Origin of the sequence: Escherichia sp. KTE52, assembly GCF_000408325.1 — a bacterium.
In the GTDB taxonomy this organism is placed as follows: Bacteria; Pseudomonadota; Gammaproteobacteria; order Enterobacterales; family Enterobacteriaceae; genus Escherichia; species Escherichia marmotae.
Genome location: NZ_KE138680.1, coordinates 488484 through 502102 on the forward strand (window position 1 = coordinate 488484; position 13619 = coordinate 502102).

A 13619-nucleotide genomic window follows, 5' to 3' on the forward strand; every position below is an offset into this window, starting at 1 on the left:
AAATGCATTTACCTGCTACTTTTTAGTAAAAATTTTACTAAACTCCCCATCAATTACACAAACTACCATCGCCATAAATGGTTCCGATTTCTCTCTACCGGGAGGCCCTATGAATCGCTGGGAAAACATTCAGCTCACCCACGAAAACCGACTTACGCCGCGTGCGTACTTTTTTTCATATGATTCTGTTGCGCAGGCACGTACCTTTGCCCGCGAAACCAGCAGCCTGTTTCTGCCTTTAAGCGGTCAGTGGAATTTCCATTTTTTTGATCATCCGCTGCAAGTGCCAGAAGCCTTCACCTCTGAGCTAATGGCTGACTGGGGGCACATCACCGTCCCCGCCATGTGGCAAATGGAAGGTCACGGCAAACTGCAATATACCGACGAAGGTTTTCCGTTCCCCATCGATGTGCCGTTTGTTCCCAGCGATAACCCAACCGGTGCCTATCAACGTATTTTCACCCTCAGCGACGGCTGGCAGGGTAAACAGACGCTGATTAAATTTGACGGCGTCGAAACCTATTTTGAAGTCTACGTTAACGGTCAGTATGTTGGCTTCAGCAAGGGCAGTCGCCTGACCGCAGAGTTTGACATCAGTACGATGGTTAAAACCGGCGACAACCTGTTGTGTGTGCGCGTGATGCAGTGGGCTGACTCCACCTACGTGGAAGACCAGGATATGTGGTGGTCGGCGGGGATCTTCCGCGATGTTTATCTGATCGGTAAACAACTGACGCACATTAACGATTTCACCGTGCGTACCGACTTTGACGAAGCCTATTGCGACGCCACACTTTCCTGCGAAGTGGTGCTGGAAAATCTCGCTGCCTCCCCTGCCGTAACGACGCTGGAATATACCCTGTTCGACGGCGAACGCGTGGTGCACCGCAGCGCCATTAATCACCTGGCAATTGAAAAACTGACCAGCGCCAGTTTTGCTTTTACTGTCGAACAGCCGCAGCAATGGTCAGCAGAATCCCCTTATCTTTACCATCTGGTCATGACGCTGAAAGATGCCAACGGCAATGTTCTGGAAGTGGTGCCGCAACGCGTTGGCTTCCGTGATATCAAAGTGCGCGACGGTCTGTTCTGGATCAATAACCGTTATGTGATGCTGCACGGCGTCAATCGCCACGACAACGATCATCGCAAAGGCCGCGCCGTTGGGATAGATCGCGTTGAGAAAGATATCCAGTTGATGAAACAACACAACATCAACTCTGTGCGTACTGCTCACTACCCGAACGATCCGCGTTTTTACGAACTGTGTGATATCTACGGCCTGTTTGTAATGGCGGAAACCGACGTCGAATCGCACGGCTTTGCTAACGTTGGTGATATCAGCCGCATTACCGACGATCCGCAGTGGGAAAAAGTCTACGTCGAGCGCATCGTTCGTCATATTCACGCGCAGAAAAACCATCCGTCGATCATCATCTGGTCGCTGGGCAACGAGTCCGGCTATGGCTGTAACATCCGCGCGATGTACCACGCGGCGAAGGCGCTGGATGACACGCGTCTGGTTCACTACGAAGAAGATCGCGATGCTGAAGTGGTCGATATTATTTCCACCATGTACACCCGCGTGCCGCTGATGAATGAGTTTGGTGAATACCCGCATCCAAAACCGCGCATCATCTGTGAATACGCCCATGCGATGGGTAACGGACCTGGCGGGCTGACGGAATACCAGAACGTCTTCTATAAGCACGATTGCATTCAGGGGCATTATGTCTGGGAGTGGTGTGATCACGGGATCCAGGCGCAGGATGACAACGGCAACGTCTGGTATAAATTCGGCGGCGATTACGGCGACTATCCCAACAACTATAACTTCTGTCTTGATGGTTTGATCTATTCCGATCAGACACCGGGGCCGGGTCTGAAAGAGTACAAACAGGTTATCGCGCCGGTAAAAATTCACGCGTTGGATCTGAATCGCGGCGAACTGAAAGTCGAAAATAAACTGTGGTTTACCACGCTTGATGACTACACCCTGCACGTAGACGTGCGCGCCGAAGGTGAAACGCTCGCGACGCAGCAAATTAAGCTGCGCGACGTTGCGCCGAACAGCGAAGCCCCCTTGCACATCACGCTGCCGCAACTGGACACCCGCGAAGCGTTTCTCAACATTACGGTGACCAAAGATTCCCGCACTCGCTACAGCGACGCCGGGCACCCTATCGCCACTTATCAGTTCCCGCTGAAGGAAAACACTGCGCAGCCTGTGCCTTTCGCGCCGAATAACGCCCATCCGCTGAAGCTGGAAGATGAACGTTTGAGCTGCACCGTTCGCGGCTACAACTTCGCAATCACCTTCTCAAAATTGACTGGCAAACCGACGTCATGGCAGGTGAATGGCGAATCACTGCTGACTCGCGAGCCAAAGATCAACTTCTTCAAGCCAATGATCGACAACCACAAGCAGGAGTACGAAGGACTGTGGCAACCGAATCATTTGCAGATCATGCAGGAGCATCTGCGCGACTTTGCCGTTGAGCAAAGTGATGGCGAGGTGTTGATCATCAGCCGCACGGTTATTGCCCCGCCGGTGTTTGACTTCGGGATGCGCTGCACCTACATCTGGCGCATCGCTGCCGATGGTCAGGTTAACGTGGCACTTTCCGGCGAACGTTACGGCGACTATCCGCACATCATTCCGTGCATCGGTTTCACCATGGGAATTAACGGCGAATACGATCAGGTGGCGTATTACGGACGTGGACCGGGCGAAAACTACGCCGACAGCCAGCAGGCTAACATCATCGATATCTGGCGCAGCAACGTCGATGCCATGTTCGAGAACTATCCCTTCCCGCAGAACAACGGCAACCGCCAGCATGTCCGCTGGGCGGCACTGACTAACCGCCACGGCAGCGGTCTGCTGGTGGTTCCGCAGCGCCCGATTAACTTCAGCGCCTGGCACTATACCCAGGAGAACATCCACGCAGCCCAGCACTGCAACGAGCTGCGGCGCAGCGATGACATCACTCTGAACCTCGACCACCAGTTGCTTGGCCTCGGCTCCAACTCCTGGGGTAGCGAGGTGCTGGACTCCTGGCGCGTCTGGTTCCGTGACTTCAGCTACGGCTTTACGTTGCTGCCAGTTTCTGGCGGAGAAGCCACCGCGCAAAGCCTGGCGTCGCATGAGTTCGGCGCTGGGTTCTTTTCCACGAATTTGCACAGCGAGAATAAGCAATGAGGATCATCGATAACTTAGAACACTTCCGCCAGATTTACGCCTCTGGCAAGAAGTGGCAACGCTGCGTTGAAGCGATTGAAAATATCGACAATATTCAGCCTGGCGTCGCCCACTCCATCGGTGACTCATTGACCTATCGAGTGGAAAACGACTCCGCGACTGATGCGTTATTTACCGGACATCGCCGCTATTTTGAAGTGCATTACTACCTGCAAGGGCAGCAAAAAATTGAATATGCACCGAAAGAGATGTTACAGGTCGTGGAATATTATCGCGATGAAACTGACCGTGAATATTTAAAGGGCTGCGGAGAAACCGTTGAAGTTCATGAAGGGCAAATCATTATTTGCGATAACCATGAAGCGTATCGGTTTATCTGTAATAACGCAGTCAAAAAGGTCGTTCTCAAAGTCACCATCGAAGATGGTTATTTCCATAACAAATAACAACTACGGCGGCAAAAGGAGTTTGCCGCCACTGCTACCCTACTCATTTTCGGAGATGTGTTATGTCTGATACCAAACGTAATACAATCGGCAAATTCGGCTTGCTCTCGCTGACTTTTGCCGCCGTTTATAGCTTTAATAACGTCATCAATAATAATATTGAGCTTGGACTGGCCTCGGCACCGATGTTTTTCCTCGCGACGATTTTTTATTTTATTCCCTTCTGTCTGATCATCGCAGAATTTGTTTCGTTAAATAAAAACTCGGAAGCTGGTGTCTACGCATGGGTAAAAAGTTCGCTGGGCGGACGTTGGGCATTTATTACTGCCTATACCTACTGGTTCGTGAACCTGTTCTTTTTCACCTCATTATTGCCGCGCGTTATTGCTTACGCCTCGTATGCCTTCCTCGGCTACGAATATATTATGACGCCAGTTGCCACCACCATTATCAGCATGGTGCTGTTCGCCTTCTCCACATGGGTTTCCACCAACGGGGCGAAAATGCTGGGACCAATCACCTCCGTTACTTCAACGCTGATGCTGCTGTTAACGCTCTCCTACATTTTACTGGCAGGTACGGCGCTGGTTGGCGGCGTACAACCTGCAGACCCCATCACCGTTGACGCGATGATCCCGAACTTTAACTGGGCGTTCCTCGGCGTTACCACCTGGATCTTTATGGCCGCAGGCGGCGCAGAGTCCGTTGCTGTGTACGTTAACGACGTTAAAGGCGGATCGAAATCGTTCGTTAAAGTGATCATCCTCGCCGGGATTTTTATCGGTGTACTGTACTCCGTCTCCTCGGTGCTGATTAACGTCTTCGTCAGCAGCAAAGAGTTGAAATTTACTGGCGGATCGGTGCAGGTATTCCACGGCATGGCCGCATACTTTGGTCTGCCGGAAGCGTTAATGAACCGCTTTGTTGGCCTTGTGTCCTTTACCGCGATGTTCGGTTCCCTGCTGATGTGGACCGCAACGCCGGTGAAAATTTTCTTTTCCGAAATCCCGGAAGGGATCTTTGGTAAGAAAACCGTCGAACTGAACGAAAACGGCGTTCCGGCGCGCGCGGCGTGGATCCAGTTCCTGATCGTGATCCCACTGATGATTATCCCGATGCTCGGCTCCAATACCGTGCAGGATCTAATGAATACTATTATTAATATGACCGCAGCAGCGTCCATGCTTCCGCCGTTATTCATCATGCTGGCCTATCTGAATTTACGCGCCAAATTAGATCACCTGCCACGTGATTTCCGTATGGGTTCCCGTCGCACCGGTATTATCGTTGTTTCAATGCTGATTGCGATATTTGCCGTAGGATTTGTCGCCTCGACCTTCCCGACCGGTGCAAATATTCTGACCATCATTTTTTATAACGTCGGCGGTATTGTTATTTTCCTCGGCTTTGCGTGGTGGAAATACAGCAAATATATAAAAGGATTAACGGCTGAAGAACGCCATATTGAAGCGACGCCAGCCAACAACGTGGATTAAGCAGACTAATAAAAAATGAGCAGGCATTTTCCCTCTTCCTGGATGGGGAGAGGGAAAATAGTTTCTGCCTGAGTATTTTTAACATTATTAATTATGTCGATAAAAGGCTGTACTTTTTCTTTAGCTCATGGATTAACATTATGAAATTTAATAGTACGCCTTGCAGAGCATTAGTTGCTCTGCCGTTTTGCTACGCGTTTTTTGCGGCCGCTGATGAAGCACGTCCGGCAGAACATGACGACACAAAAACACCCGCGATTACTTCGACGTCTTCTCCTTCATTTCGTTTTTACGGCGAATTAGGGGTTGGTGGATATATGGATTTAGAGGGTGAGAATAAACATAAATACAGTGACGGCACCTATATTGAAGGTGGCCTGGAGATGAAGTATGGCTCCTGGTTCGGCCTGATTTACGGCGAAGGCTGGACCGTGCAGGCCGACCACGACGGCAATGCATGGGTGCCTGACCATAGCTGGGGCGGTTTTGAAGGTGGGATTAACCGTTTCTATGGCGGTTATCGTACCAATGATGGCACCGAAATCATGCTGAGTCTGCGTCAGGATTCCTCACTGGATGACCTGCAATGGTGGGGCGATTTCACGCCCGATCTGGGCTACGTCATTCCCAATACCCGTGACATTATGACCGCGCTGAAGGTACAAAACCTAACCGGTAATTTTCGTTATAGCGTCACCGCCACACCTGCCGGACATCATGACGAAAGCAAAGCCTGGCTGCATTTTGGCAAATACGATCGCTACGACGATAAATACACCTATCCGGCAATGATGAACGGTTACATCCAGTATGACCTTGCCGAAGGCATCACCTGGATGAACGGTCTGGAAATTACCGACGGCACAGGACAGCTTTATCTCACTGGCCTGCTTACCCCGAACTTCGCCGCACGCGCCTGGCACCATACCGGACGCGCCGACGGGCTGGACGTACCGGGAAGTGAAAGCGGGATGATGGTGAGCGCCATGTATGAAGCGTTAAAAGGCATTTATCTCTCCACCGCTTACACCTACGCCAGACATCGCCCTGACCACGCAGACGATGAAACCACCTCTTTCATGCAGTTTGGTATCTGGTACGAATACGGTGGCGGACGTTTCGCTACGGCTTTTGACAGCCGCTTCTACATGAAAAATGCCTCTCACGATCCCAGCGACCAACTCTTCCTGATGCAATATTTTTACTGGTAATAAGGACAGTAATCTCATGAAAATCAAAACCATTTTAACGCCAGTAGCCTGCGCCCTGCTGATGAGCTTTTCCGCCCATGCCGCTAACGCCGACAATTATAAAAACGTGATTAACCGTACCGGCGCGCCGCAGTACATGAAGGATTACGATTACGACGACCACCAGCGTTTTAACCCATTTTTCGATCTCGGTGCCTGGCATGGCCACCTGTTGCCTGACGGCCCGAACACCATGGGTGGCTTTCCGGGCGTTGCACTGCTAACGGAAGAGTACATCAACTTTATGGCCACCAATTTCGACCGCCTGACTGTCTGGCAGGACGGCCAAAAAGTCGACTTCACACCGGAGGCATACAGTATTCCCGGTGCGCTGGTGCAAAAGCTGACAGCAAAAGATGTGCAGATAGAAATGACTCTGCGCTTCGCCACGCCGCGCACGTCACTACTGGAAACCAAAATCACCAGCGATAAACCGCTGGATCTGGTGTGGGACGGCGAGCTGCTGGAAAAACTGGAAGCGAAAGAAGGGAAACCGCTTTCTGATAAAACCATTACTGGCGAGTACCCTGATTATCAACGCAAGATCAGCGCCACCCGTGATGGCCTGAAAGTTACCTTTGGCAAAGTGCGCGCCACCTGGGATCTGCTGACCTCCGGCGAATCGGAATATCAGGTGCATAAATCATTACCGATGCAGACTGAAATCAACGGTAATCGCTTTACCAGTAAGGCGCATATCAACGGTTCGACGACACTCTATACCACCTATTCCCATCTGCTGACCGCCCAGGAAGTCAGCAAAGAACAGATGCAAATCCGCGATATTCTGGCGCGTCCGGCGTTTTATCTCACCGCCTCGCAGCGACGCTGGGAAGAGTACCTAAAGAAAGGGTTAACCAATCCGGATGCGACGCTGGAGCAGACGCGCGTCGCGGTGAAAGCGATCGAAACCCTCAACGGCAACTGGCGTTCGCCGGGCGGTGCGGTGAAATATAACACCGTCACGCCGTCGGTAACCGGGCGTTGGTTCTCCGGCAATCAGACCTGGCCGTGGGATACCTGGAAGCAGGCGTTTGCGATGGCGCATTTCAATCCGGACATCGCCAAAGAGAATATCCGCGCGGTCTTCTCCTGGCAGATCCAACCTGGCGACGCCGTGCGTCCGCAGGATGTGGGATTTGTGCCGGACCTGATTGCGTGGAACCTTAGCCCCGAGCGTGGCGGCGATGGCGGCAACTGGAATGAACGTAATACCAAACCCAGTCTTGCCGCCTGGTCGGTGATGGAAGTGTACAACGTCACCCAGGATAAAGGCTGGTTGGCAGAGATGTACCCGAAACTGGTGGCCTATCACGATTGGTGGTTACGTAACCGCGATCATAACGGCAACGGCGTACCGGAATATGGCGCAACCCGCGATAAAGCCCACAATACTGAGAATGGCGAGATGCTGTTTACAGTGAAAAAAGGCGACAAAGAAGAGACGCAGTCCGGGCTGAACAATTACGCCCGGGTAGTTGAGAAAGGCCAGTACGACAGCCTGGAAATTCCGGCGCAGGTTGCCGCGTCGTGGGAATCGGGGCGTGATGATGCAGCCGTCTTTGGTTTTATCGACAAAGAACAATTGGATAAATATGTCGCTAACGGCGGCAAACGTAGTGACTGGACGGTGAAATTCGCTGAAAACCGCAGTCAGGACGGGACGTTGCTGGGCTACTCGTTGTTACAGGAATCGGTGGATCAGGCCAGCTATATGTACAGCGATAATCATTATCTGGCCGAGATGGCGAAAATCCTCGGCAAACCCGAAGAAGCCAAACGTTATCGCCAGTTGGCAGTACAGCTCGCAGATTACATCAATACTTGTATGTTCGACCCGGCCACACAGTTCTACTATGACATACGCATTGAAGATAAACCGTTAGCGAACGGCTGCGCGGGCAAGCCGATTGTCGAGCGCGGTAAAGGGCCGGAAGGCTGGTCGCCGCTGTTTAATGGTGCAGCAACGCAGGCCAATGCCGACGCGGTGGTGAAGGTGATGCTGGACACCAAAGAGTTCAACACCTTTGTCCCACTGGGAACGGCAGCGTTAACCAATCCGGCCTTTGGCGCGGATATCTACTGGCGCGGGCGCGTATGGGTGGATCAGTTCTGGTTTGCTCTGAAAGGTATGGAGCGTTACGGTTATCGCGATGATGCCCTGAAACTTGCGGATACTTTTTTCCAGCACGCCAAAGGCTTAACCGCCGACGGTCCGATTCAGGAGAATTACAACCCGCTGACCGGCGCACAGCAAGGTGCCCCAAATTTCTCCTGGAGCGCAGCGCATTTGTATATGTTGTATAACGATTTTTTCCGTAAGCAGTAATTTACAACGGCTGGCGGATGCGGCGTGAACGCCTTATCCGCCCTACATGTACGCCCGTAGGCCGGATAAGTCCCCGTAGGCCGGATAAGACGCGGCAAGCGTCGCATCCGGCATTACCACCGGGCGTATTCTTTTTGAATCCCATCACAAACCCCGCATTCCCCTTTTCCCTTTTCTCCGGCGACGGCTAAATTAGAACTCATCCGACCACATAACAATTATTTTACATACTGGACAATCTTATGAGCTACCCGTCGCTGTTCGCCCCGCTTGATTTAGGCTTCACCACGTTAAAAAACCGCGTACTGATGGGGTCAATGCACACCGGGCTGGAGGAATACCCGGATGGCGCTGAGCGGCTGGCGGCGTTTTATGCCGAACGCGCCCGCCACGGCGTGGCGCTGATTATCAGCGGCGGTATCGCACCAGATTTAACGGGCGTTGGCATGGAAGGCGGCGCAATGCTCAACGACGCCAGTCAGATCCCACACCATCGCATTATTACCGAAGCGGTACATCAGGAAGGCGGCAAAATCGCCCTGCAAATTTTGCATACCGGGCGCTACAGTTACCAGCCGCATCTGGTCGCCCCGTCCGCATTGCAGGCTCCCATCAACCGTTTCGTTCCTCATGAGTTAAGCCATGAAGAGATCCTGCAACTGATCAACGATTTCGCCCGCTGTGCGCAACTGGCGCGGGAGGCCGGATACGATGGCGTAGAAGTTATGGGTTCCGAAGGGTATTTGATCAACGAATTTCTGACTCTGCGCACCAACCAGCGTAGCGACCAGTGGGGTGGTGATTACCCTAACCGGATGCGGTTTGCCGTTGAAGTAGTACGTGCAGTGCGCGAACGCGTCGGCAACGATTTCATTATTATCTACCGTCTGTCGATGCTCGATCTGGTAGAAGGCGGCAGCACTTTTACCGAAACGGTACAACTGGCGCAGGCCATTGAAACGGCTGGCGCAACCATTATCAATACCGGCATTGGCTGGCATGAAGCGCGGATTCCGACCATCGCCACTCCCGTGCCGCGCGGCGCATTCAGTTGGGTCACGCGCAAACTGAAAGGCCATGTATCACTGCCGCTGGTGACCACCAACCGAATTAACGATCCGCAGGTTGCCGACGATATCCTCTCGCGTGGCGATGCGGACATGGTGTCGATGGCGCGACCGTTTCTGGCTGATGCCGAGCTGCTGTCAAAAGCGCAATCGGGGAGAGCTGATGAGATCAACACCTGTATTGGCTGTAACCAGGCCTGTCTGGATCAGATCTTCGTCGGCAAAGTGACTTCGTGTCTGGTCAATCCTCGCGCCTGCCATGAAACCAAAATGCCAATCCTTCCTGCTATGCAGAAAAAAAATCTGGCGGTGGTCGGTGCAGGTCCGGCGGGGCTGGCGTTTGCCATTAACGCAGCAGCACGTGGACATCAGGTAACGCTGTTTGATACTCGCGGCGAGATCGGTGGGCAGTTCAACATTGCCAAACAGATCCCCGGTAAAGAGGAGTTCTACGAAACACTGCGTTACTACCGCCGGATGATCGAAGTGACGGGCGTGACGCTGAAACTCAATCACACCGTGACGGCGGATCAATTACAGGCGTTCGATGAAACGATCCTTGCCAGCGGGATCGTGCCGCGTATTCCGCCCATCGACGGGATCGATCATCCGAAAGTACTGAGTTACCTCGATGTACTGCGCGACAAAGCGCCAGTGGGCAACAAAGTCGCCATCATCGGTTGTGGCGGTATTGGTTTTGATACGGCAATGTATTTGAGTCAGCCAGGCGAATCCACCAGCCAGAATATCGCTGAATTCCGCACAGAATGGGGGATCGACAGCAGCCTGCAACAAGCTGGTGGCTTAAGTTCGCAAGGTATACAGATCCCCCGTAGCCCACGACAAATCGTAATGCTCCAACGTAAAGCCAGCAAACCAGGTCAGGGATTGGGTAAAACCACCGGTTGGATCCATCGCACCACCCTGCTCTCGCGCGGCGTGAAAATGATCCCAGGCGTAAGTTATCAGAAGATCGATGATGACGGACTGCATGTGGTGATCAACGGTGAAACGCAGGTATTCGCAGTAGATCATGTGGTGATCTGTGCAGGGCAAGAGCCAAACCGCGCACTGGCACAACCGCTCATTGATAGCGGGAAAACCGTGCATTTAATTGGCGGCTGCGATGTGGCTATGGAGCTGGACGCACGGCGAGCGATAGCTCAGGGGACGCGGCTTGCGCTGGAGATTTAAATCGTTCTTTGAAGTGCCGGATGCGACGCTTGACGCGTCTTATCCGGCCTCGGGGTAACATGCTGAATGTAAGCCGGATAAGGCGTTCACGCCGCATCCGGCAGGTAGCTCCCAACCTTATCGACGACGCCCCAGCTTCACTGCTTTCAGCACCACAAATTTATTATTCGTCGCGATAGTGGTGCAATTGCCAAAAATCTTCTTCAGTTTGTGAAAGTAATCCAGATGGCGGTTGGCAACGATATACAGCTCACCGTTGATTTTCAGGCAGCGGCGGGCGTGGTGGAACATCTCCCAGGCAACGTTATCGGTCAGCGCATGTTGCTGGTGAAACGGCGGGTTGCAGAGCACAGCATTAAAGCGAAAAGGCTCTACGCCAGAAAGTGCGTTGTTGATCATAAACTCGCAGCGATCCAGCGCTTCAGGCATGTTGGTTTCTACGTTCAATCGGCTGGAAGCAACTGCCATCGGTGATTCATCGACAAACACCACTTTCGCCTGCGGGTTTTTATCAAGCAGCGTCAGACCAATGACGCCATTACCACAGCCGAGATCGACAATCTCCCCTTCAAGATTTTCCGGCAGATGCTGCATAAAGAAACGCGCGCCAATATCCAGCCCGGTGCGGGAGAAGACATTCGCATGGTTGTGGATAGTCCAGTCGGTGCCTTCCAGTTTCCAGCTAACGGTCTGCGGTGCATCAGCCAGCGGCGGTTCATTGAAGGTACAGTTAATCAGTCGCGCTTTTTTCCATGCCAGCGTGGTGGTGGTTGGGCCGAGCACTTTTTCGAACAGTTCCAGCGTGGAAGTGTGAATGTCGCGGGCTTTAGCGCCAGCAATAATACGTGTATCCGGCGTGACCACTTTGCGCAGCGCACGCAGTTGTTGTTCCAGCAACGCCAGCGTTTTCGGCACTTTGATCAACACCACGCCCGGCTGTTGCGGGTAGTCGGCAGTGCTGTCGAGAAACTTCACGCTCGACTCATCAATCCCGTTGAGACGCAAATTCTCGCGCGTTGCCAGCTCGCTGATATACGAATCACCAATACTGTACGGTTTATGTTCCGCCAGCGCGCAGCTTAACGCACCGAAAGCATCATTCAGGATTAACACCGGGCCGCGGATTTCTGTGTCGTCCAACTGTTGCAGCAAATATTCATCCGCCGCTTCCCACGCCTGTAGCGGGTTAACGTCATCCGTCGCCGGAAAACGTTGTAGTGTCAGTGAACGGAAACCGTTGTCTAAGTGGCTCATCGGCCCTCCTGAATGATAAAATTTCGACGTTGCCCCTGAAAAGGGTGCGTGAGTATACCCTTTTTCTCTTTTTCATGGGCAGTTATGAGCAATCTTACTTATCTTCAGGGCTATCCCGAGCAGCTACTTTCCCAGGTGCGCACGCTAATTAATGAACAGCGTCTGGGTGATGTGCTGGCAAAACGCTATCCGGGAACGCACGACTACTCCACCGATAAAGCCCTCTGGCAATACACTCAGGATCTGAAAAATCAGTTTCTGCGTAATGCCCCGCCGATCAATAAAGTGATGTATGACAATAAGATCCACGTGCTGAAAAACGCGCTGGGATTACATACTGCTGTTTCCCGCGTGCAGGGCGGCAAGCTGAAAGCGAAGGCTGAAATTCGCGTTGCTACCGTGTTTCGCAACGCGCCGGAACCATTTTTGCGCATGATCGTGGTGCATGAACTGGCGCATCTGAAAGAGAAGGAGCACAACAAAGCGTTCTACCAGTTGTGCTGTCATATGGAACCACAGTACCACCAGCTTGAGTTCGACACTCGCCTGTGGTTGACGCAACTGTCGCTTGGCCGGGGCAAAATCTGAAAATGGATTCAGGCGTTATATTTTCTCCCATTAACGCCTAAAATCGACGTCCCTCTTTCGTTAAGGATAACGACCATGCTGCGCGCATTTTTCCGCCTTCTTCGTCGCGTTTGTTTTTCCCGCCGGATTCTTAAGATTGCCTGTTTACTGTTGCTTGTAGCAGGCGCGACGGTTTTTATCAGCGATCGGGCGATGGTCAACGCCAGCCAGCAACTAACATGGAGCGATGTCAACGCAGTTCCGGTACGTAACGTGGGGTTATTGCTGGGAGCAAAGCCGGGTAATCGCTACTTTACCCGACGTATTGATAGCGCCGCAGAGTTGTACCACGCCGGAAAAGTGAAGTGGCTGTTGGTCAGTGGCGATAACGGACGAAAAAATTACGATGAAGCGTCAGGAATGCAGCGGGCGCTCATCGCTAAAGGCGTACCGGCGAAAGTCATCTTCTGCGATTATGCCGGATTCTCAACGCTTGATTCGGTGGTGCGCGCCAATAAAGTGTTTGGTGAGAACCATATCACCATTATTTCGCAAAAATTTCATAACCAACGCGCCATCTGGCTGGCAAAACAGTACGGCATCGATGCTATCGGTTTTAATGCCCCTGACCTGAATATGAAACAGGGTTTTTATACTCAACTGCGGGAAAAACTCGCTCGCGTCAGCGCGGTGATTGACGCAAAAATCCTCCATCGCCAGCCGAAATATCTCGGGCCGTCGGTCATGATTGGGCCATTTAGCGAACATGGCTGTCCGGCGCAGAAATAATGCGTATCCACGCACGCCGAAGATG

General features: G+C 52.4%; 9 protein-coding genes. 8 read left to right on the plus strand and 1 reads right to left on the minus strand.

All coding sequences use genetic code 11. From position 1 onward, the window contains the following. Positions 1–109 precede the first annotated feature (109 nt). The 6 genes from ebgA to fadH all read left to right on the plus strand — a co-directional run bounded on the left by ebgA (position 110) and on the right by fadH (position 10984). Positions 110–3202, plus strand: a complete 3093-nt coding sequence (ebgA, locus tag A1SC_RS09310) for a beta-galactosidase subunit alpha (RefSeq protein ID WP_016262570.1) — start codon at positions 110–112, stop codon at positions 3200–3202. Beyond that, on the plus strand, positions 3199–3648 hold the full coding sequence (locus tag A1SC_RS09305; RefSeq protein WP_016262571.1) for a beta-galactosidase subunit beta: 450 nt from the start codon (positions 3199–3201) through the stop codon (positions 3646–3648). The genes ebgA and A1SC_RS09305 overlap by 4 nt, the downstream gene beginning before the upstream one ends. A gap of 62 nt (positions 3649–3710) precedes the next feature. Then, on the plus strand, positions 3711–5144 hold the full coding sequence (locus A1SC_RS09300; RefSeq protein ID WP_001285444.1) for an amino acid permease: 1434 nt from the start codon (positions 3711–3713) through the stop codon (positions 5142–5144). A gap of 140 nt (positions 5145–5284) precedes the next feature. Continuing rightward, positions 5285–6355, plus strand: coding sequence for a protein YgjJ (ygjJ, locus tag A1SC_RS09295; RefSeq protein ID WP_000671503.1), 1071 nt, complete (start codon positions 5285–5287; stop codon positions 6353–6355). Positions 6356–6371: 16 nt separating this feature from the next. Next, positions 6372–8723 (plus strand): alpha-glucosidase, encoded by a 2352-nt coding sequence (gene ygjK, locus A1SC_RS09290; RefSeq protein WP_016262572.1) that lies wholly within the window; start codon positions 6372–6374, stop codon positions 8721–8723. Positions 8724–8965: 242 nt separating this feature from the next. Further along, positions 8966–10984: an NADPH-dependent 2,4-dienoyl-CoA reductase gene (gene fadH / locus A1SC_RS09285; RefSeq protein WP_016262573.1), complete on the plus strand. Its 2019-nt coding sequence runs from the start codon at positions 8966–8968 to the stop codon at positions 10982–10984. 117 nt (positions 10985–11101) lie between these two features. Here the strand turns inward: fadH and rlmG are convergent, their stop codons facing one another. Beyond that, the gene (gene rlmG / locus A1SC_RS09280; RefSeq protein WP_000018671.1) at positions 11102–12238 is read right to left on the minus strand and encodes a 23S rRNA (guanine(1835)-N(2))-methyltransferase RlmG; all 1137 of its coding nucleotides are present in this window, start codon (positions 12236–12238) and stop codon (positions 11102–11104) included. Positions 12239–12322: 84 nt separating this feature from the next. Here rlmG and A1SC_RS09275 point away from each other — a divergent pair, with 84 nt between their 5' ends. Next, complete coding sequence (locus A1SC_RS09275) at positions 12323–12826, plus strand: M48 metallopeptidase family protein (protein ID WP_001517132.1); 504 nt, start codon at positions 12323–12325, stop codon at positions 12824–12826. Positions 12827–12901: 75 nt separating this feature from the next. Next, on the plus strand, positions 12902–13594 hold the full coding sequence (locus A1SC_RS09270; RefSeq protein WP_000942580.1) for a SanA/YdcF family protein: 693 nt from the start codon (positions 12902–12904) through the stop codon (positions 13592–13594). Positions 13595–13619: the final 25 nt, after the last annotated feature.